16 protein-coding genes are annotated in these 22,906 nt (G+C 40.4%); 14 read left to right on the top strand and 2 right to left on the bottom strand.

Going from position 1 to position 22,906, the window contains the following annotated elements:
* Positions 1-13 precede the first annotated feature (13 nt).
* The 11 genes from KKF19_00825 (at position 14) to KKF19_00775 (ending at position 17,260) form a co-directional block, all read left to right on the top strand.
* Positions 14-748: a serine protease gene (locus KKF19_00825; GenBank protein MBU2579505.1), complete on the top strand. Its 735-nt coding sequence runs from the start codon at positions 14-16 to the stop codon at positions 746-748.
* Between the two features lie 268 nt (positions 749-1,016).
* Positions 1,017-1,649: a hypothetical protein gene (locus KKF19_00820; GenBank protein ID MBU2579504.1), complete on the top strand. Its 633-nt coding sequence runs from the start codon at positions 1,017-1,019 to the stop codon at positions 1,647-1,649.
* Between the two features lie 71 nt (positions 1,650-1,720).
* Positions 1,721-5,287, top strand: coding sequence for a PQQ-binding-like beta-propeller repeat protein (locus KKF19_00815; protein ID MBU2579503.1), 3,567 nt, complete (start codon positions 1,721-1,723; stop codon positions 5,285-5,287).
* 119 nt (positions 5,288-5,406) lie between these two features.
* Positions 5,407-5,976 carry a transposase gene (locus KKF19_00810; protein MBU2579502.1) on the top strand — a complete coding sequence of 190 codons (570 nt, stop codon included), beginning with the start codon at positions 5,407-5,409 and terminating at the stop codon, positions 5,974-5,976.
* A 93-nt stretch (positions 5,977-6,069) separates the two neighbouring features.
* Positions 6,070-6,612 (top strand): RNA polymerase sigma factor, encoded by a 543-nt coding sequence (locus KKF19_00805; protein MBU2579501.1) that lies wholly within the window; start codon positions 6,070-6,072, stop codon positions 6,610-6,612.
* Between the two features lie 114 nt (positions 6,613-6,726).
* A complete protein-coding gene (locus tag KKF19_00800) occupies positions 6,727-7,476 on the top strand; it encodes a hypothetical protein (GenBank protein MBU2579500.1) in 750 nt (249 codons plus the stop codon).
* Between the two features lie 261 nt (positions 7,477-7,737).
* Positions 7,738-11,349, top strand: a complete 3,612-nt coding sequence (locus KKF19_00795) for a hypothetical protein (GenBank protein MBU2579499.1) — start codon at positions 7,738-7,740, stop codon at positions 11,347-11,349.
* 85 nt (positions 11,350-11,434) lie between these two features.
* On the top strand, positions 11,435-12,121 hold the full coding sequence (locus KKF19_00790; protein ID MBU2579498.1) for a tetratricopeptide repeat protein: 687 nt from the start codon (positions 11,435-11,437) through the stop codon (positions 12,119-12,121).
* 300 nt (positions 12,122-12,421) lie between these two features.
* On the top strand, positions 12,422-13,321 hold the full coding sequence (locus KKF19_00785) for a hypothetical protein (protein MBU2579497.1): 900 nt from the start codon (positions 12,422-12,424) through the stop codon (positions 13,319-13,321).
* Positions 13,322-13,346: 25 nt separating this feature from the next.
* Positions 13,347-14,882 (top strand): SH3 domain-containing protein, encoded by a 1,536-nt coding sequence (locus tag KKF19_00780; GenBank protein ID MBU2579496.1) that lies wholly within the window; start codon positions 13,347-13,349, stop codon positions 14,880-14,882.
* 113 nt (positions 14,883-14,995) lie between these two features.
* Complete coding sequence (locus KKF19_00775) at positions 14,996-17,260, top strand: O-antigen ligase family protein (protein MBU2579495.1); 2,265 nt, start codon at positions 14,996-14,998, stop codon at positions 17,258-17,260.
* A 32-nt stretch (positions 17,261-17,292) separates the two neighbouring features.
* Here KKF19_00775 and KKF19_00770 read toward each other — a convergent pair whose 3' ends face one another.
* Together KKF19_00770 and KKF19_00765 are read right to left on the bottom strand one after the other, a co-directional pair.
* Entirely contained in the window at positions 17,293-18,669 is a 1,377-nt protein-coding gene (locus KKF19_00770; GenBank protein ID MBU2579494.1) for a B12-binding domain-containing radical SAM protein, read from the bottom strand.
* A gap of 9 nt (positions 18,670-18,678) precedes the next feature.
* Positions 18,679-19,782, bottom strand: a complete 1,104-nt coding sequence (locus KKF19_00765) for a glycosyltransferase (GenBank protein MBU2579493.1) — start codon at positions 19,780-19,782, stop codon at positions 18,679-18,681.
* A 45-nt stretch (positions 19,783-19,827) separates the two neighbouring features.
* On the opposite strand from KKF19_00765, the gene KKF19_00760 reads away from it, so the two are divergent.
* The 3 genes from KKF19_00760 to KKF19_00750 all read left to right on the top strand — a co-directional run bounded on the left by KKF19_00760 (position 19,828) and on the right by KKF19_00750 (position 22,846).
* Complete coding sequence (locus KKF19_00760; protein ID MBU2579492.1) at positions 19,828-20,460, top strand: DUF3800 domain-containing protein; 633 nt, start codon at positions 19,828-19,830, stop codon at positions 20,458-20,460.
* 117 nt (positions 20,461-20,577) lie between these two features.
* The gene (locus KKF19_00755; GenBank protein MBU2579491.1) at positions 20,578-21,702 is read left to right on the top strand and encodes a glycosyltransferase family 4 protein; all 1,125 of its coding nucleotides are present in this window, start codon (positions 20,578-20,580) and stop codon (positions 21,700-21,702) included.
* The gene (locus KKF19_00750) at positions 21,689-22,846 is read left to right on the top strand and encodes a glycosyltransferase family 4 protein (GenBank protein ID MBU2579490.1); all 1,158 of its coding nucleotides are present in this window, start codon (positions 21,689-21,691) and stop codon (positions 22,844-22,846) included. The genes KKF19_00755 and KKF19_00750 overlap by 14 nt, the downstream gene beginning before the upstream one ends.
* Positions 22,847-22,906: the final 60 nt, after the last annotated feature.

Here is a 22,906-nt window from a genome sequence, read left to right as displayed (position 1 = left end):
GCAAATCTTGTTTATGCGTAAAAAAGTTTTTAATTTGTTCGCAATTTTGGTCATTGGAGGGCTGGGCGGCGTTTTGGCTGACCAGTTTTTTTTACCGTATCTTTCCACAATTCCTTCATTTTCTAAAATTAAATTTATTCATCAATCGGGAAATGGGACAACTATTATCAATCCAACAGAAAAAATTGTTATTACTGAAAATACGGCGATAGAAGACGCCGTGAGTAAGGTCGGACCTTGCTTGGTTATTGTCCAGGCGCTTCAAGGGGAGAAAATAATTAGTCAGGGTTCGGGTTTCGTGATTGCGAGCGATGGCTTGATTATAACGGCGGCTGACAATATTTCCACTAAAGCCGACCGGTATTTAATTTTTAGAAATAGTCATTCTTTGGCGGCGGAAGTCGTGAAAAAAGACGTGGGAAGTAATCTGGCTTTGCTTAAAATAGGCGAGAGTAATTTGCCAGTCGTTTCTTTTGTTGATTTTGAGGACTTGCGATTAGGACAGAGGATTATTTTAATAGGCGCCGAATTAACAGAAGAAGGGTTAAATCGTTTTGTTAATTTAGGCATCATTAGAAGTATTTACGCGAAAATTCTCAAAATCAATTTAACTGAGCAAAATTCTTCAGCCAATGGCGGTCCGTTGGTTAATATCAAGGGCGAGGTCATCGGTCTAAACCTAGTAGACCAAAAAGGCCTCATTGAAACAATCCCCTCCAGTCAAATCAAATTATTTGCAGGGTTTTAATAAAAAAAATCCTTGGGTTAAGAAGCATTGAGGTCAGACCTTTCAAAACTGAAAAGGTCTGACCTCAATTCTCTTTCTGAAGGTCTGACCTTGTTGTTGTTGCTGTTATACCCTCCCATTTTTCCGCAAGCGATTTTGTGATATAATGGGAGAAAAAGGATTTCAAATCATTTCATTGGGATAGGGATATATCTTTTGGGGACAGTCCCCATTTTGAATGGGGACTGTCCCCGATTAAAAGTTAAAATTAAAAAGAAAGGAGAATTTTATGGACAACATAATATCGTTAAAGAAGTATTTATTGACCGTCGCGTTGGGGTTTGGTTTAGGCGGGTTGATTTGGGGGGTGGTGATGTATATGGGAATTCCTGATATAGAATATACTTTTCATTACTCATTTGCTATCGCTTTAAGTATATTCGGCGGAATTGCTTTGCAATGGTTTTCGAAAAGCGCGAAGAAAATGGCAGTGTCGGTTTTAGTTGTTTTTGTGGGATTGGTGATTGGATTTATTGTGACGGCGATATTCCAGTATCCTTTGTATCTTATTGGAATTTATCTCTCAAGTTTTTTTATGGAGCCACTTGCAAGCGCTGCGACATTTAATAAGTTTTTGAATTTAGATCCAAATATTACAGTAGGCGACTTTTGGCTATTTTTCTTCATAATGGGCATTATTGTCAGTTTTCTCTACTCCCTATTCTTCAAACTTAAAAAATGGTCTTTGACTTGGAGAGGCGGGGTTGGATTCGCTCTTGGCTCCTTAATCGCGCCTGTGATTGGAAATTCGTTTGGTTTTTTGTTTGATTGTCAAATGATTAGTTATCTATTAACTTTTTCTTTAATGAGCGCTATTTTTGGGGTGTTTTTGGGGTGGGGAGTTTGGGGCAGCGAGAATTAGATAAAGGGGGCAGCCCCCGATTTGGGGAAGGGGGCTGCCCCCGCAACGGGGGCAGCCCCCAAAGATCCTGGATGAAAAACTTTTATTTTCCAAAGTCATATATCTTACTTTTTGTTTTTTTTATTTGCTCGATTGCTTTTTTTGTTTTGGGGCAGAATGACGGGAATAATCCTCCTTCTGTCTTAAATTACGCGCCTAATTTTCAATTTGACCCTGATGAGCAATATTATCCAACCGACCCGTTGGATTTTTATTTTGTCAACGGAGAAGAAATTGAAGGAGCGGAAGCTAGAGCGAAATATAATAATCTCTCTTTTGCTGAAAAAACCAACAATATTGTCGTTTTCTACCACATAGAAGACGAGGGCGACCATTGGGTTTATGAGTATTGGACTTTTTTTGTTTTCAATAATAATCCAGTAACAGTTAAAAATAAACACTATAGCGACTGGGAAGCGGTCTTTGTCTTTGTTGATAAAGAAACAAAAGAAGTTATTAGAACAGTTGGAACGGCTCATCATAGAAAAACCTTTGATACAGAAATTGAAAGTCCTAAAACAAATCATATTTGGGCTTATGTTGCCAATGGTTCGCACGCTGTTTGTGTTGATGAGGAAGGTGATGAGATTTGTAATTTTTTTATGTGGGATAGAATAGAAAAATGGAGTAAAGACGGCTATAAAATCGCGTATAACAATTACAAACTAAAAGAAATAACACAGGAATATATTGCTCAATTTAATGGCGCGATAACTCTAACAAAGTCGCCCATATTAGGAATAGATTTGCTTCATTTGGCAAAACTTGGCAAAAGCAAAGAAATAGAAGCGAGCAAAAGTATTTTTGTTATTGAATTAGGCGGCGGAACATCTAAATATCCTTGGGAACAATCTATGTATTACAATCCCGAAGAAACAAGACCGATAAATGCTGGATATGTGATGGAGGTTGTTGGGAATTTTTGGGATGAACTATTTGGCGGAAATAATGGTTTAACATTTCAATCAGCAGGAATTGGCGGGGCATTGGTTAATAATCCTGTTGTTAAGGAAGTAAAAAATATAGAAGTGATAGAGAAGGTAGAAGTAATAGAGAAGGTAGAAGTGATAGAAGAAGTAAAGGAAATAAAAGAAGTTGAAGTAATAAAAGAAGTAAAAGAGGTAGAGAAAATAGAGGAAATAATTATTGTTGAAGAAGAGAAAATTGAAGAAGAGGTAGAAGAAGAGCCAGCGGTTCCGTCTCCTCATCCTTTTGGATTTTCTTTTCCGATTGGGGGTGGGGCATCGGGGGCTGCCCCCGTTGCGGGGGCAGCCCCCGTCTCCGTTCCCGTGGTCTCCATCACATCTCATGCTTCGGGGGATATTTTGGGTTTTAATCAAATCAATTTGATTGGAACATCTTCACCTGGTTTTCTTGTTTCTGTCTCCCTCGCCTCAACAACGGCAGCAACGACAACCGCGGACGGATTGGGCGATTGGGATTGCATTCTTGATTTATTGGAAGGCGAAAACAATCTCGCCGTAAAAGCGATTGACGCGGCTCAAAACGAAAGCGAGGATGTATTGCTAAATTTAATTGTTGACACGACTCCCCCGTCGGTTGTTTCCGACTTGTCAGCAACTTCGGGAGTCACCCGAGGGACAGTCGCCCTCTCCTGGACTGCCCCGGGTGACAGCATCGTTGTTTCGTCATACATCATCAGATACTCCACTTCCTACGAAATCACCGCTCTCAACTGGGCGTCTTCAACTGATATTGTCGGCGAGCCGTCGCCGTCTTCCGCGAGCAGCACGGAAAATTTAACTATATCTAACTTAACGCCAAGCAAAACATATTACTGGGCAATAAAGTCCGAAGATGATATGGGAAATCTTTCTGAAATTTCCAATATCGCCTCTTCCAGCCCATCAGCCATAGCGGAGAATATAGTTATTAGCGAAATATCCGTTCAGCTGGGCGATAGCCGCAAGACCGACGAATTTATTGAATTGTACAACCCAACCAATGATCCAATCAATTTGAGCGGTTGGTCTATGCGACGCGCTTCGTCTCAATCAACTACTACTTGGTATCGCATATATTTTAATGTTGACGGCGAAGCAACTAGTTCCTTGCCTAATTTCAACTTACCCAGCCATAGTTATTATCTCTTAACTTCCGCTACTAGTTCTGCTGGTTATTCTTATGGTATGGAGCCAGATTTGACGGCCATGGCTCTTTCCACGGGCGATCCGACTTATTTAGATCTATCCGCCGCAGGAGGCAAAATCAAGTTATTAAAAAGTGATAACGAAACAGTTGATTTGATCGCTTGGGGAAAAGATAGTTTGGGAGCGGAGGGAAAGCCAGTTGATACTGATAGTTTTCCTTGGGGTAGTTTAGAACGCCAAGCATTTGCTAGTTCTACGGCGGAACTTTTGGCGGTCAACGGCGCGCATCATTGGAGCGGGAATAATATAGACAGAGATGACAACAGTCAGGACTTTGTTTTGCAAACCGTTCCCAATCCGCAAAATTCTTTAAGTTTAATTGAGCCAGACGCTGTCTTCCCTGAATTAGCCGACACGGCTTGGCCTATGCTTCAAGGCGATATCCGGCATAGCGGATTAAGTTCTAATACGGGAACAGCTACAGGAACTCCGACCAGTACTCCGAGGGAAATAATTTTAGGAAGCAGCAGCCCATCGTCTCCTGTTATTGGTTTGAAGGGGGAAATATATATCGGCGCAGGCAGCGGCAACCTCTACAAAGTTAGCTTTGACAACGCCACAGGAACAGCGGAATTGTTTTATAACACTCAAACCATAGGAACCATCCAGACGCCCGCCATCGCTTCGGATGGAACAATTTACATATCTGACAATTATCATTATCTATACGCTTTATCTTCAGAAGGCCAATTAAAATGGAAATACAATATTCACGACGGCTCCTCACCAACAATCACCTCCGACGGAACCATCTATGTCGGCTCTAAATACGGTCTTTACGCCCTCAATCCCAACGGAGAATTAGTTTGGCAAAATCAGGATTTAAGTAATGGAGATTGGGTCAAAGCGCCAGTTTTGGATTCAGATGGAATTATTTATACTGTTAGCCAAATAGGTCCTGGCGACAACAGTAGAAATGTCTACGCCCTTAACCCTCAAGACGGAAGCATCGTTTGGAAAAGCGCTTCAAGCACATTTGATACCGCCCCCGCTTTGGATGATAATGGAACAATTTTTGTTGGCGGTATTTATGGTTTATACGCTCTCAATTCATCTGATGGTGGTCTAAAATGGTCTAATCTTGTTCAGGTTGGCGAGATTAGTAATTCAATACCAGTCGTTGGGCAAGATGTGATCTATGTTGGCAGTCATGATTATTATCTTCACGCCTTAAATAAGACAGATGATAGCACTAAGTGGACTTTCAACGCGCAAGGAAAAATTCACGCCTCGCCAATCATTGACAAGGAAGGAACAATTTACATCGGTTCCAACAGCAAAACATTTTACGCGGTTAACCCCGACGGCTCTCTCAAATGGCAATCCGAAGAATTAAACGATGTCATTTCCCAAGGAGCCGCGATTGATTCCACAGGAACAATCTACATCGCCTCCGACGACGGAACTTTGTACGCATTTGGGGAGTAATGAACAAAACTCTTGCTGTTTTATCTCTTTTCGCCTATACTGTATAGAAAACAATTGGGGGCAGCCCCCGCGTGGAAATGGGGGCTGCCCCCGCAACGGGGGCAGCCCCCAAAATACATATGGCAGAATATAAACCAAGAATTTACTATGAAGGAGCGTATTACCATGTTTATAATCGTGGTAATAATAAAAAAGATATCTTTTTAGATGAAGAAGATTATATTTTTTATTTAAAGAAAGCAAGAGAATATAACAAAAAATATAATGTTACAATTGTTTTTTATTGCTTAATGCCTAATCACATTCATTTAGCAATAAGGCAAAATACAGAAACGCCTATTTCCAAGTTCGTTTCATCTTTACATACAAGTTATTCAATGTATTTCAACAAGAAATATAGTAAAACAGGGCATCTTTTTCAAGGTCGATTCGGGTGTAAGATTATTGATAAAGATGAATATCTTCTGCATCTTTCGTCATATATTCACCTAAATCCTCTTTCTGCGGGTTTGGTTAGTAAGTTGGAGGATTATCAATGGTCAAGTTATCCCGACTATATCGGAGCGCGCGAAGGAACGCTTTGCGACAAAGAGGTGATAATGGGGGATAATTCGCCGGAATGGTATAAACGAGTTACAGAAGAGGAGGTAGTTGACCTTCAAATTAAGGAAAAACTTGATTTTGAATAGTTTCTTGGGGGCTGCCCCCGCAACGGGGGCAGCCCCCTTCTCCAATCGGGGGGCTGCCCCCGCAAAAACGGGGGCTGCCCCCCCTCTAAACCTATGAAGAAGAGGGAGTTTGTTAAAATTTATGATAGGTATGCGGGGCGGATTTATCGTTTTGTTTACTTGAAGGTTAGTTCGCCTCGGGACTCGGAGGATTTGACTTCGGAGGTTTTTTTGCGTTTTTGGCGGAATGTCTCGGAAGACGGCTCGGATAAGACAGTTATTGAGAATCCAAGGGCTTTGCTTTATAAAATAGCCAATAATTTGGTGATTGATTTTTATCGCAAAAAATCGCGGACGGATCTTATTATGGACCCAGAAGACAGTATTTTATCTAAAATTGAAGATAAATTTGATTTAAACAGCCGATTGAATATAGATTCTGATGTGGAGGAAGTAAAAAAGGCGCTTGGTCAGATTGAGAATAAATATCAAAATATTATCATTTGGCGCTATTTGGATGACTTTTCAAACAAGGAAATCGCCCAAATTTTAGAAAAGCCCGAAGGAACGGTTAGGGTGTTGATTCATAGGGCGTTGAAGGAGTTGAAGTGTAAGATGGGGGCTGCCCCCGTTGCGGGAGCAGCCCCCGATGCCTAGAAGATGGGGGCTGCCCCCGATTTCCCCGATGGGGGCTGCCCCCGCAACGGGGGCAGCCCCCATCTTTCCCCCCTTACTGTGTAACAAAATGAGCGGGGGTTCGTCATACTTAGTATGGAGACAAGAGATAGAGATTTAATTAAAAAAATCAAGGGATTGCGGAAAGTTGAGCCATCGGGAGAATGGGTTGATTTGGCGCGACGGGATTTGATGGCGAAGATTGGCTTTGATGAGCCAGTTGGCTTTTTTGAATGGATTAGACAAACGCAGTCAATGGCTTTGGCGGCTTGTCTGGCTTTGATTTTTATTGGAGGACCTTGGATGACCTTAAAGGCGGCGCAAATGAGTTTGCCTGGGGAATTGCTTTATTCCGTTAAAAGAGCGGGTGAAAGCGTTCAAAGCGCGGCTTTATTAGGTGGAGAAAAGAGCCAATTGCAGGCGGATTTCGCTTGCCGTCGGTTGGAAGAATTGACGAAAATAACGAAAAATTCCCTTGTTTCAGGCGAATCGGACGCAAAAGCGAGAAAGGTAGTTGTTGATTTCAAAGGAAATTTGGCTAATTTCAGCCAAGATATTGATAAAATTTCAAAAGAAGAAGCGGTCGCGGTTGTAATCAGAACGAAGCAGATTAAGGAGGATTTGGATAAAGTTAAGGAAAACGCGTCTTCTGATATTAAGAATGAATTAGTGGAAGCGGATGAGACGATTAAGGATATTGGGCAGCAGATTTTGGCTGTTTTGTTGGTTGATGGAGAAGAGGGAATGGGGACGACAACGCCGGGTTATGAGATACTTACCTTTTTGAGAGAATTGGAGACGGGAGGAACGACAACGACGGAAGAGGTGATTAATGTTTGTGAGTAGTTAAGATGGGGGCTGCCCCCCAAACAGTAAAGATGGGGGCTGCCCCCGTTGCGGGGGGCAGCCCCCTACATTTAAAAATTTGGGGTTTGGTTGTTGAGGGGTCGAAATCCTTGACAGTCGGACTTGTATGAGTTATAAATTAGTCAGCCGTAAAATAATTTGTTTTCAGGTCGATATGGCTGAGAAACGAAAAAAGATCGAATAAGGTTATCTAATACCATATGAATTAGCTAATCTTAGAGATTAAAATTAAACAGATTAATGAGTAAAATATTAAAGAAATCAGTTTCTATTTTTACTTCTATTACCACCATATGTTTTCTTTCGGGAATCGCTATGTTAGCCCCGATCGCGAGCGTTGGCGCTGTAAGCGTTGTGGACGGCGATTTAGTTCGCAATCCTAATGCTGAAGGCATGGCTCAACTTGACATTTATATCGTCAAGATAGTTGGTGATAAAAGTTTCAAGAGATTAATTCTATCTCCTCATGTGTTTGAGAGTTATATGCACTTTGATAAAAACGGAAATGGTGACAACTGGGATGATGTTATGGATGTTGATCAAGCAACCATGGATTCCCTCACCACGACCGATTTAGTCAGAGAAGATGGAAATGACAAAGTTTACAGATTGTACGCCGCGGATGGCGCTGATGACGGTAATAAGTATTGGCTCAATATGACTGCCGCGGAGTTTTTGGCGGTTTTTGACGCTGACGCGATTTACACGATTAACGGCACCGACACAGCAGGATACACGGCAGGAGCCGATGTTGCGAACGCGAGCACGGTTTTCCCGCCCGGAGCAGTTGCGAGCGTAGGGACTTTAGGAGTTACCTTAGCGGCTGACACTCCAGCGGCAGGTATTGCGGTTGGCGGAGCGGCGAGATTGGCCTTTACCAAGGTTAATTTGACCGCGACTGGCGGCGATGTCATCGTTGATTCGTTGGTTGTTCAAAGAGTTAGTTTGGCTAATGATTTGAGCTTTAGCTCAATAGATATTATTGACGCAAGCACAAACTTACCTCTCAATAATACGAGCAAAACCTTTAACTCTTTGCACGAAGCGACCTTTACCGATGACTTCACGATTGCCAATGGCACAACCAAGTCAGTTATTCTGGCTGGAAACATGGCCGCGAAAGCGACTTTGGCTAGTTACGCTGGCGAGGTTCCCGCTTTGGCTTTATCTGGTTTGACATTGAAAGATAGCGCGACATTGAACGCTTCATTGCCTCTTACCGGCAATACGATGACCATCAACAGCACAATTACGATTGGCACAGCGACGATTTCGCAAGGCGCTTACAGAAACGCTTCTTCGACAACGGCTTCTCCCACTCCAGTAGGAAAAGAAGATTATACTTTCTTCTCATTCCAGGTTGCGGCGGGCTCGGATGAAAAAGTTGAATTCAGCCAGGTAAAAGTTTACCAAGAAGGAAGCGCGAGTTTAGGAAGCGATCTTGTTGATTTTGAGTTATTGCAGGACGGAACAAAGATTGCTGATGGCGTTGTGGCGAGCAGTAAATATGTCAACTTTAGTTTTGGCACAATTACTCTTGACAAAGGACAGACGAATCAGTTCCAGGTTAAAGCGACTGTTGCGGATGGTTCTGCTAGAACTGTTAAATTAGCTATTTACAGAAATACTGATTTATTGGTTAAGGGCTTAACTTATGGATACAACATTACTCCGACATATAGTGGCACTGGCTCTAGCGCTACAAATCCTCGCTTAAGTGATAATGAATTTGTAATTGGCAATGGAACATTGCAAGTTACAAAAAGCAACGATGTATCATCTGGGAATATCGCGGTTGGCAACAACCAATATCTCGGCGCGTATAAGTTTACCGTAACCGGCGAACCAGTTACTATTAGCGCTGTCACATTGACTATTACCTCTTCGGGCGCGCTTACTCACATTAAGGACGCTTTGTCCGGTTTGGAATTAGTTGACCCAAGCGGCAATGCTGTCGCGGGTCCGACCGATATTACCAATAATGCCGTAACAGTTGCATGGACAGACACATTTACCGTGCCGGTTGGCGATACTGTCTATAAGGTTAGAGGTGATTTGTCCACAAGCGGCGGTTGGGCAAGCGATGATACTATTTATGTGAGTATTACCCCTTCCGGCTTTACAGCTACTGGCGATGTAACGGGAAATAGTATTACAGGCACCCCGTCTTCAGCTGTTAATGGAAACACTCAGACAGTTAAAGCGGCTTCTTTGACAGTAACTAGAAACGCTTTGCCTGCGGCTGCCACAATCATTGCTGGTCAGAATAATGTTGTTTTGTCCTCGTGGACATTTGATGCTACTTCTTCAGGAGAAGACATTAGAGTAACTTCAATTCTTATGGCTGGCAGAGGGCAGGCGGCTACAAATACGGGTTCCTTAACTATATTTAAGGATGTTGACGGAGACGCTGTTTGGGATGACGGTTCGGATGTGGCATATTCGCCGATCAATAGCGCTATCGCAAGCGCGTTGGCTACCTCAACATTCGCTTTCAGCGACGCGATTATTATTGCCGCTGGAACAAGCGTTAATATCGCTCTGATGGGTAATAAAACATCAGTTGCTTCTAACGCTACGGAAAATTGGGGATTAACAGATAATGGCGGAGCTTCTATTATTGCTTATGGCGTAACAACCGGGAATACAGTTACTGAAACATTAACAGAAGATGATGGTCCGACTATGACTTCTGCCGCGTCTGGCACTTTGACTATTAATTTGGATTCAGGCACTCCTTCGTCAAAGATAGTCACGGCCGGCGAGACCGTTGAAGTTGCCAGAATCAAGTTAACCGCTAGCAATGAAAATATTGATGTAACTCAATTAGTGCTTAATTTGCAAGATGGCGGAACAGCCAACGGAACAGTTGCTGGCGATTCAGATGATGTAACAATGTTCTATCTCTATAAAGCTGGAGAAAGCACGGCGTTTGCTTCTGGAAACATTTCAACTGGACAGACCACCAGAACATGGTCATTCAGCAAAGGTATTTTGCAAGTTCCTAAGGACAGCACTGCAGGATTGGTTATTTATGTTAAGGCAAAATTAGCTGGTATTGGCACTGGTCAGACCGGCGCGTCAGGAGCCGACATCAAAGTTGGATTAGGCGGAACTGATGGCATTAAGGGCTATGGCGCGGCTTCGGGCAGCGAAGCGTCAGAAACCTATACTCAAAGCACGAGTAGCGCGATGACTCTTCATTTAGCGCAGCCAAAGGTTAGCTTAAACACTTTGAGCGCGACCGCGTTACAGAGCAGCGCAGTTATGTTTGACTTCAACATAGCGAATGACACGACCGAAGCAATCGCTGTATCTCAATTGAACTTCTGGACGGCCACAAGCGGCGGAGGCGACATCAATGTTAATGGAGCTTATCTTCAGGCCAAGTTGAGCGGAGAGACCTCTTATAGCACGGTTTCGGCTGGCAACGATGGAACAATGGTTAACGATAACAGCACTTGGGCTGAATCTTTCCATTACGACTTGCACGGGAAGAATACGGCTACACAGACATTTATGCCTTATGTTGTCCCGGCTGGCGATACGGCTAGGTTCCAATTGATGGTTGGCACAATTACCGGATTAGACGCCACTACAGGCGAAAGTATTTCCACTTATCTATGCGGAGATACGGCTACTACTACCGCCGAAGCTGCTGTTGTCTTGAATAACTCAAATTCTTATAGCGAGGACAATCAAGGCAACTTTGTTTGGTCAGATCTCTGGTCTAACAATAGCACTCACTATGGCGCCAACTCAAACGCTACGACTACAGTTGCTCAATGGTGGAATGGTTACTTAATCGAAGGATTACAGACGACCTCTTCGCCACAGACATTGTACGAGTAAAAATGCTAATTTCTTGTTAGCATGAGAGTAAAGAGCCCTTCGGGGCTCTTTACTTTTTGATTAAATTCATTTAAAATTAGTTCTAATGAACAAAAAATTTATTATTTTATTAATTGTATTTTTTTTATGCTCGGCAGGGGCGACAGTTTTTTTGTTTAAAGATTATTTCTTTTCAAGCAAGAGCCAACCAACGGTTGAAGAAACTTGGGATTTTGAAAAGTATTTGGCGATTGGATACGACCAGGAACAGATAGATAGATTATTTGCCGAATTAAGTCGGCTCAATTCTTCATTAGAAAACAATCCAAATGATTATAATACTCTCTTAAAAGTGGGCAATATCTATATGATGTTGGAAGAATATGAAAAAGCAGAAGTCGTTTTTCTTCAAATTATAGAGATAGAACCAAGTTTTGCTCCGGCTCACGCTAACTTGGGCGAATTATACGGTTCTTTTTGGGAGGAGAAATCAAAGGCCGTTGATTATTACAAAAAGGCGATTGAATTGCATCCTTGGCGTTCCCAATATTATCGCTCATTAGCCGATTTGTATAGAAGCGATTTTCCAGAGAAAAAAAATGAGATAGAGTCATTGATATTGAGCGGAATCAAAGAATATCCCGGGAATATTGATTTTTATACTTATTTAGCCAGTTATTTTACGCAAGAAAATAATATACCCAAAGCAATTGATTATTTAGAACAAGCGTTAGAGATTGAACCTGATAACGCGGTTTTAAAACAAGAATTAATTGAATTAGAAGGACATTAAATTAATCGCGCTATTACTAACATTAAATTGGATTAGTAGACGCTAAAAACCCTTGATTTCTTGCGAGGGGGGTTTAGTTTATTTAATCAACTTATCCACAATTGGCAGTTTTTTTAATTTTTGTTCTTGTGCTATAATTCACATGGGTATCAGAATAAACAGAGACACAAGGAGGTTGGTTTGCGTTCTTGATTATTATATATAAAAAAGGTCGAAAAATAGTTTATTAATTTAATGTTATTTATTGTTGTTTATTAACCCATAGTAAATAACAATAAGAAAATAATAATTAATTGAAATATGGAAAAATTTATTAAAAGTCATCGTTTCTTATCTAGTTTATTGAGTGTTTTTATTTCTGTTTTTTTGGTTACTATAAGCGTTTATGCCGCTACTACAATTGGCGCTAATATTGAAACAGCCGGGACATTAACTGTTACTGGCGCGTCAACTTTCACTGGATTAGCGACTTTTGACCACGCTACTTCTACTTCAGCCACTACTACAGATTATCTATATATCGGTCCAGATTTTACTGAAGATTCTAATATGAATTTTACGGCAGGAGATTTATTTGTTGCAAATGATGTAAATGTTGGCGGAGTTACTTATTTAGATGGGGCCTTGCAAGCTACCAGCACTTCGCTTTTCACTGGCGCGGCTTCGTTTTACAGCACATTAAATGTGACCGGTTTAGCGACTTTTGACCACGCTACGTCTACTTCAGCCACTACTACAGATTATCTGTATATCGGTCCGGATGGCGTTGAAGGTACTTTTGATTTCAGCGGCGGTGATTTATATGTCGCGGATGATGTAGAGATTGGTGGTTTAGCCACTACTACGGAGGCGCTAAATACTCAAGGAACGCTTCATGTTGGCGGAAATGCTGATGTTGATGGAACTTTTGACATTGGTGGCGGCAATACGATTACTAAATTTATGTTTGGCACTTGTAATATTGCCGCTACTACAGTTAATGCTTCAAGCACTGCTTATGCTGAGTGCGCTTCCGCGACTGGGGTAGCATCCGGTGATAATATATTTGTTACCGCAACCAGTTCTTTGCCAGAAAACTTTATTATCCAAGCCGCTTCCTCCACGATCTCTAATGAGATTTCCTTAAGGATATATAATACTGGCAGTATTGAAGGAACATCTACGGGTGTTCGAACATTCTTTTGGCAAGCAATAAGATAAATATTATTTATCATTAGAAACAAATATGAAAAAAATTGTAATAACAATTTTAGCTTTACTGATTGCGCCAATGACGGTTGGAGCTGTGGCAGATCAAATGATTTTTGACGCTAATACTAATATTGAAGTTGGTGGCGTTACACTTGTAATTCAAGACGAATCAATAGTTGACGATATGGTCGTTGGCGCTAATAATATTGTTTTTAGTTTATCAACAAATTCAACACTAACAATCAGGTCTTATGATAGAAAAATCTTAAATACTACTGGCGATATTTTAGCTGTTTCGTGCAATAATACATATTCTGAAATAAGCGCTACAGGAGCTCCGGTAGCAAGTTTGACAGTTACTCCTTCAAGTGAGGTTTGCGCGAGCACTGATCCGCCTTCTGGCGGAAGTGGCGGTGGAGGCGGCGTTGCTGTACCAGCAACTCCGACCACTCCAACGACAACCACAGGCGCGGTGACGGCGACGGCTGGCGGCGGCGGAAAGACCACTTTAACGACTGACCAAAATGCCACAGCGGCTGTTAGTTTGCCAATCGGGGCAGTGAGCGTTTCCACAAACATCCTTATAACAGCTGAATCTGAAGGAACAGTTACTGCTTCAAGACCAACCCCATCCAGCAGAAGTGTTGTTGGCGGGTATATATATGATTTTACAGCAACTTCCGGCACGCAAGCAATAACTAATTTTAACCAAACATTAACTTTGACTTTCACTTACACTGATGAACAAATCAGCGGATTAAATGAATCAAACTTAAGAGTATTTTATTGGAAAGAATCAACTTCGCAATGGGTTGCTCTTGTAACAACAGTTAACGCGGAAACTAATACTTTAACGGCTGAAACGGATCACTTTACCTATTTTGCCGTTATGGGATTAACAGAAGGGACAGAAGATGAAGAAGAATTAGTTGAAGAGGCGCCAACAACTATCATTGATGGCGATCTTATCCGCAATCCAAACGCCTCTGGTATGGCTCAATTTGACATCTATATTGTTAAATTGGCAAATGGCAAAATGTTCAAGCGCTTAATCTTAAGCCCTCATGTTTTTGAGAGTTACGAGCACTTTGATAAGAATGGAAATGGAAGTCCATGGGATGATGTTAAAGATGTCGCTCAATCAGTTATGAATGAGTATACTGTTTCCGATTTAGTTAGAGCAGTTGGCGATTCTAAGGTCTATCAACTAATCGCCAGCGGAGATACTGGAACAAAGCGATGGATGAATATGACCGCGGCGCGGTTTGCCAACCGAGGGCACGATTCAGATTCTATTTACGAGATTAACGAAACCGACAGAAACGCTTACGCGACCGGCGCGGATATTACGGAAGGAGAAGTATCAAGTTCAGAAACCATTATTATTAAAGTATCCACTTTAAGAGTAAGAAATTTGCCTTCCACAGAGGGAGAAATTTTGACTAATGTTTCTGAAGGAGAGGTCTATGATTTGCTTGATGAACAGAATGGATGGTATAAGATTACTGTCAATAGCGTCACAGGATGGTGCTATGGCGGAGATACTGGCGGCTACGCGGCTAAGCAATAATAAAGCTAATAAAAAGTTAAAAGGCAGGTCTGTTTTGGGCTTGCTTTTTAATTTTTTATTGTAAAAATATTTTTTTCTGGTAATATATAAATAAGAAAATAATTTTTTTACTTATGGAAAAATTTTTAAAATATATTATCTGGGCGGGGTTGGTTGGAATTTGCTTTATTCCTTTAATTGTTAAAAGCAATTATTTTTTTCCATATATTGTTCCAAAAACATTGGCTTTTAAGGTTATTGTTGAAATGATTTTTTTGGCCTTTTTAGGATTGGCTGTTTTGAAGAAAGAATATCGGCCCAAACTAAATTTGGCTTTAATTCTATTTTCTCTGTATATCGCGACTGTTTTTGCTTCTTCTTTTTTAGGAAGTAATTTTTATTTGAGTTTTTGGAGCAATAATGAAAGAAGCGAGGGATTAGTTTTGCTTTTGCACCTTTTTCTATTTCTTTTAGTTTTAAGCGGTTTTTTCCGAAAAACAAAAGATTGGCTGATAATTTTTGAGGCGTCATTTTTAAGCGGCATTTTGGTTAGTTTGTTTGCTTTGGGTCAATATTTAGATGTTAGTTGGATAATGGGATCGGCGGGCGGCGCGCGGCTGGCTTCAACGCTTGGCAATGCTGGATATGTGGCGGGGTATTTAAATTTTAATATATTTTTTGGCTTGATTTTGTTTTTTTTAAGAAAAAACATTTGTCTCCGTTCGTATTATGTTTTAGGAATTCTTTTACAGATATTTATTGTTTTGAATACTTTGACTCGCGGGGGCATTATGGCTTTAGGGCTTTCTCTTTTTGCCTTTACTGTTTATTTGGCTTTCGTCCGTTTTAGAAAAAACATTCTTATTAGAAACAGCGCTATTTTAATATTGCTTTTGGGGATAATTTTTACTAGTTGCGCTTTTTTATTTAAAAAAGCCGATTGGGTGGTTAATAGCGATGTTTTAAGGAGGGCGACCAGTATTTCTTTTACTGATACCACGGCTGAAAACCGTTTAATGACATGGCAAGCGGCCTATTGGGGGTTTAAAGAAAAGCCATTTTTGGGTTATGGATACGAAAATTTTTATCAGGTTTTTGATAAGTATTTTAATCCTAAGATTTATCGCAAGGCGGGTTCGGTGGTTTGGTTTGACCGCGGTCATAATATCATCGCTGACAGACTGGTTACAGGCGGGTTAATTGGTTTGATTTTATACTTAAGTTTGTTGTTTATCCCTCTGATTTATGTTTGGAGATATTTTTATCAAAGCAAAATTTCGGATAGGTTTATAGTTCCTCTTATTTTCAGTTTGATTATGATCGCGTATTTTATTCAAAACTTTTTTATTTTTGAAGCGCTGGTGACATATATTCCATTATTTATCACGATTGCTTTTTTGTCACAATTTTGCCCTGATTACGCCAAGAGTTTTTCCCAATCAAAAAAACCGTATTTGGTTTTATTAACTATTGGGGTAATCGCTTTTTTGCCTGTTTTGTTTAGCGCCAACATTAAACCTGCTTCCGCTAACAAGGGACTGATTGACGCGATGATCTACGCGAGAGCGCAGAAACCGCAGGAGGCGTATAATAAATTTATTGAAGTGATTGAAATGGGAACGCCTAACAATCAGGAATATCAGCAGCAATTAGGCGAGTTTGTCGCGGGGATGGTTGGAAATTCAAGCGGTTTGGACGATGATTGGATCAAGCAAGCTGCCTTTAGAACGGAGCAAGAATTTGACAAACAAGTGGAAGAGAAGATAAGCGCGCGCAATTATTTGATGTTCGCTAGGTTTCTTAATAAGACATATCAGTTTAATGTTGGACGGTTGGATAAGGCGTTAACTTTACTTGGAAAATCGGCGGAATTAAGCCCGACCAGGCCGCAAATATATTACGAAATGGGATATAGCCAAATTTATTTGGGGAAATACTATCATTCTTTGGGCGAAGAAGAAAAAGCGAAAGAATATTTCGCGCGATCAAGAGCCAACATGCAAAAAGCGATTAATCTCAATGACCAAGTAGTTGAATCATACATTAATATGATTATGGTTTTGTTTGTGACGGGCGAAAGCGGGCAGGTTCAGCCATATTTGGATAAAATGGATGAGTATAGTTTGGCTTATCGCCAAAAAGAACCATTGGAAAGAATGGCTAATTCTGCCATCCACTCGGGCGATTATAAATGGACAGCCATTTTTTACAACGAATTATTGAAAATATACCCCGATAATCCAAATTATTTAATAAATATTGCTTTGTCTTACGCGTATTTAGGAGAAAACGATAAAGCAATTGAAGCAGCGGAGAAGACAAAAAAATTTGGCGAGGATCACGCTAAACAAGCGGATTTGTTTATCCAAGATGTTTTGGCGGGGAAGTATAAAAAATAGTTTGTCGCGCGTTTTTTGTTTGGCTAAATTTTTTAATTTCCAATCAAATAATCAAAGATGGCTCGAGGCAAGTAAGGTATCTGTTTGAGTTTTAATTTCAAAAGGTGGCTGATTAAGACCTTGGGCGAGAAGTAAAATCGGAGAAGGGCTTTTCTTTGAATTTTTTTAAGTTGATCCGCAGTAAGACCGACTGTGTCTTGGGGCGTGTAGTAATTAAAACTGCCCCAATCCATGGACTCAGTCTTTTTATTTTTGATCCATTCTTTAAAGACAGCCGACCCGGGCAAGTAAGCCAAAGTGGCATAATTGGCCACATCAAGACCGATGGATCTGGAAAACTTGATTGTGTCCATGGCTGTTTGGTATGTTTCGCCTGGAAAGCCAATCATAAAGAACCCGTGGACTTCCAACCCAGCCGCTTTGGCTCTTTTAACCGCTCCCGGTATGATTTTAAGATCAAGCCGCTTATTAACGCTGTTAAGTATTTCTTGATTGCCCGATTCAATGCCAAAAGCCAATTGATAACAACCAGATTCTTTCATTTTCGCCAGCAATTCTTCATCTAAACTGTCAGCCCGAACGCCATTGGGGCATTTCCAGACAATGTTTAATTTTCGTCTGATGATTTCGTTGCAAACATCTAAGGCGTGTTTTTTAATTAAAGTAAAATTATCGTCTTCAATATGTATTTCTTTAACGCCATATTTAGTGACTAATAGTTCAATTTCATCAACAATATTTTTAACGCTTCTGGTTCTGTATTTTCTGCCCCAAATTGATTCCGCCGCGCAAAAACTGCAAAGATGAGGGCAACCCCGCGTGGTCATGATCGGAGCCACGGGATACTTTTTAAAAAAGAATTGATGGGGCATAGGTGGATATTCTCGGGGATCCATCAGATGCCAGGCTGGAAAGGGAATTGAATCCAAGTTTTCAATATTGGGTCTTCGGGGATTGATTTTAATGATTTCGTTTTGCCAATAGACAAGACCAAGAATATCTTCCAATTTTCTCTTTCCTTGAAGATGTTCTAAAAGTTCAAGTAAAATATATTCTCCTTCTCCTATCGCGCCGTAATCGGCTTTAATGTCTTTAACTGATATTTCGGGCAGGGCGGAAATATGGGCTCCGCCAACAATAGTTTTAATTTGAGGCGACTTTTCTTTAACTTTAGCGATTAATTCTTTGCTGGCGTTGTATCTGGAGGTAAGAATGCTTAAGCCCAAGACATCAGGGTTCGCGGAGATTATAATTTCCGCGACATCATCAAGAGACAGTTTTTTTCTTGAAGGATCCAGGATTTCAACTTGATGGCCGTTATCCAAAAGGACTGAAGCGATGTAGCCCAACCCCAAAGGAGGCGCGATCGTGTGAACATTGAATGAGGGAGAAACGAGGATAATTTTCATTTTTGAGATCTAATAAAGTTCTTTTGTTTCTTTGACCATTTTTTCGAGAGAGAATTTGCTTGATATTTTTTGTTTGATATTTTCGCGGTTATTAATAAAGTATTTAATTTTTTCAGCCAATTGTTGGCTGTTTTTTGGTTGGATTAAATTTAAAGAAAGTATTTCTGGTATTCCACCAACATTAGTGGCTATAATTGGCACTTCAGCAGCCATGGCTTCTAAGATAGTGTAGGGCAGGCCTTCTTTGAGGGAGGGGAGGACGAAAATGTCAAATGCCTTGAGATAGGCGGCGGCGTTTTCAACGAATTCAATTAGGTGGATATTTTTTTTGAGGGGGTGTTTTTCAACTAATTCTTGGATTTGTTTTTTGTCGGGATTTTCTCCGCTGCCGATAAAAATTATATCAAATTCTTTATCTTTAATTTTTTTAACCGCTTCTAAGAGGTATTTTAACCCTTTGTTTTTTGTCCATTCGGCGATTGTTCCGATGACTAAGGGTGAGGTTTTGTTGATTAGTTTTCTTTGGGCTTCTTCGCGGGGGAGAAATGAGATTGCTTCAAAATCAATTCCGTTGTGGATTGTTTTTAGTTTGCGCGCCGGGGCGATTTTGTTTTTGAGGGCGGTTTGGCGATCGTATTCGGAAACGCAGATTATTTGATGGTAAAACAAAGCGGTTATTCTGCTAATTATTTTAATTAAAATAATTTGTATTTTGGGTCGGTCTTCCGAAAAAGCCCATCCGTGGGCGGTGAAGATAAGGCGAGGCGAGCGCCGGCTGAAAATTTTATAAAACCAGGCGGCCGCGCCGACAACGCCTCCCGCTTTGGAACTGTTAACATGAATAATATCGGGTTTTAGTCGGGAAAGAAGGGATAAGATTTCAAAAAAAGCGAAAAATTCTCTAAAAAAACTAATTTGGCGTTGGAAATTTGCTATTTCAATATAAGGAATTTGGGCTTGGGCTATTTTTTGGGCGAATTTTTCCTTTCCGCCCGCGGCGACAGTAATCTGAAATTCGCTTTTTGGAAGATGAGTCGCTAAATCATAGACATATTTTGCCGCGCCGCCCCAGACCGATTTGGTGATGATGTATAAAATTGATTTTTGGGTCATTTTATAGTATATTAAACTTAATGTGGTTTATAATCAAGTTTTAAGATGTTAATTTTTATTGATGAATCTGGGGATTCTGGTTTGAAAACAGAAAAAGGTTCTAGTAAATTTTTTACGATTGCCTTGGTTGTTTTTGAAGACAGAGAGGAAGCATTATTTTGCGACCAAAAAATTGCTCTTTTGAAAAAAGAATTAGGATGGTCTGACAATAGCGAATTCCACTTCAAAAGAAATTCTGATAAAGTTCGCAGAGCATTTTTACAGGCCGTTGCTCCTTATAATTTCTTTTATTATGGAGTTGTTATTAACAAAGACCCTAAAAAATTATGGGGCGATGGGTTTCGCAACAAAGAGTCATTTTATAAATACGCATGCGGATTAGTTTTTCAGAACGCGAAAGACAAATTAGAGAACGCTATTATTGTAGTTGATAAGAGCGGCAATTTAGATTTTAGAAGGCAATTAACAAAATACCTAAGAAAAAGAATGAATGAAGGGGATAAAAAATTGATAAAAAAGTTAAAAATGCAGAGGTCGGAAAGCAATAATTTGTTGCAATTGGCTGACTATGTTGCTGGTGTTATAAACAGATCTATCCAGAAAAATAAAAAATTTGCTAAAGATTATAGAAAAATTGTCGCTCATAGAGAAATTTATGTGCAAATTTGGCCCAAATAAAAAACTTCCAAGTTTATTCCTTACGGAAACGCGACGATAAACGCCACAGTTCAACTTGGAAGCAATTCCTTATTAAATAGGGTATCAATAAATTAATCGCTTGTCAAGCATAAAAATGTGAATAAGAAAATACTTGTTTTTTCCACAGCGTATTTGCCTTTGGTCGGGGGGGCGGAGGTGGCCGTTGATGAGATTACGAAACGGCTGCCCGATTGGCGGTTTGATATGATTACTGCCAAAATCAAGCGCGGGTTGGCTGATTTTGAGAGGGTGGGTAATGTTAATATCTATCGGATTGGTTTTGGCTTTGGTTTTGATAAATATCTTTTGCCTTTTTTAGGGCTTCAGAAGGCGAAGCAATTGGAAAAGGAAAACAATTATGATTTGACATGGTCAATTATGGCTTCCTTTGGCGGATTTTTGGGTTTGCGGTTTAAGAAAAAATATCCAAACAAACCATGGCTTTTGACTCTACAAGAAGGCGATACGCCGGAGTATATTTTGGGAAGAGTCGGAGTTTTTAAGAAATGGTTTGAGCAGATTTTTCAGAGAGCGGACTATTTTCAGGCGATTAGCGGCTTTTTGTATGATTGGGCGTTAAAAATGGGGGCGAAAGCGGGCGAGGTGATTCCTAATGGGGTGGACATTACTAAATTTTCAATTAAAGATTTCAAAAACAAATTAAAGATTAAAGATAATAAAAAACTGATTTTGACGGTTTCGCGGTTGGTTGGGAAGAATGGGGTTGAGGATTTGATTGGGGCGGGGCGATATTTGGATTTTCCTTTTAAGATTTTGATTGCCGGCGAAGGGCCTGATGAAAAAAAATTAAAGAACTTGGCGGAGGAATTAAATCTTCAAGATAAAGTATTATTTCTTGGGCATATTAGCCATAGCGATTTGCCTAAATATTATTCTATGGCGGATGTTTTTGTCAGACCTTCTTTGTCGGAAGGACTGGGAAATGTTTTTCTGGAAGCGATGGCTTCAGGTTTGCCCGTAATTGGAACGCTCGTTGGCGGCATTCCCGATTTTTTGGAAGATGGCGAGACAGGTTTATTTTGCGAAGTTCAAAATCCCCAAAGTATCGCCGAAAAAATTAAAAAGATTTTAGAGGATGGGGAATTAAGAAAAATTTTGACAGACAATGGGCTAAGATTGGTTAGGGAGAAATATGATTGGGATAAAATAGGTAGGGAGATGGAGCGGATTTTTTTGAAAATTACTAATGAAGAAAAATAGGATTTTAATTTTGAGCGGGGTTTTTCCTCCTGATATTGGGGGGCCGGCGACGCAGCTGGACGCTTTGGCGCGGGAGTTGATTAAGAAAGGATACACAATTCGCGTTTTGTCGTTTGGCGAAGCGGATGGCGTTCAGTATCCTTATTTTGTTAAAAGAATTTCTAATAAATGGCCCGCTTTTTTGAAAAGTTTTCTTTATTTAATAAGCGGATTTGTTTTGGCTTCGAGGTCGGATATTGTTTATAGTTACGATTTATATACGGCTGGATTGACAGGTTTGGCGCTTAAAAAAGTTTTGAGAAAGCCGCTGGTCAATAGATTTGTCGGAGATTCGGCTTGGGAAATCGCTTCAGCGCGCGGATTGATTGGCGATGACGATATTGCGGTTTTTCAGGAAAAAAAATATTCTTGGAGAATAGAATTAAGGAAGAAAATCAGAAGAAAAATATTAATGAGTTCAGACCGAGTTATTGTCGTCAGTCATTTTTTGGAAAAATTGGCTGAACAAATTGGCGTTGCTGGCGAAAAAATTAAAGTTATTTACAATTCAATTGATTTTTTAGATACGACAGAAAATTCGGAGGTTCGACCTCCGAATGAGGGTAAAATGATTTTGACGGTGGCCCGGCTGGCGCCTTGGAAGGGCGTGGATACGATTATTGAAATTATGCCGCAGTTGGTTGAAAGGTACAAAAAGATTAAATTTGTTGTTGTCGGGCAAGGACCAGAAATGGAAAATTTGAAAAAAATGAGCAAGGAGCTTGGTTTGCGGGAAAGCGTTTTTTTTGCGGGAAAATTGGGTCGGCGGGAGGTTGTTGACTACTTGCGCGCGGCGGATGTTTTTGTTTTAAACACAAATTACGAAGGAATGTCGCACACGCTTTTAGAGGCGATGAAAATGGGCGCGCCCATTATTACGACTAAGGCGGGCGGAAATCCAGAGACGATTAAGAACGGGGAGACGGGGCTTTTGGTTGATTACAGAGATAAGAAACAATGGTTAGAAGCGATTATTTCAATTTTGGATAAGCCAGATTTGGCGGGAAAATTAGCCAAACAAGCGCGCGAGGATTTGAAGAGGTTTAGTTGGGATAATTTGGTTGAGGAGACGATAAATGTTTTTGAAGGAGCAATAAATATTTAATTTATTTCTCCAATTAAATCCTCAAAACTTTATTTCATAAAGTTTTTCCGGGAATTTTCG

Source organism: Patescibacteria group bacterium (assembly GCA_018830295.1).
Classification (GTDB): domain Bacteria; phylum Patescibacteriota; class Minisyncoccia; order Portnoybacterales; family UBA2143; genus JAHJSM01.
This window is presented reverse-complemented; position numbering and strand designations above follow the sequence as displayed.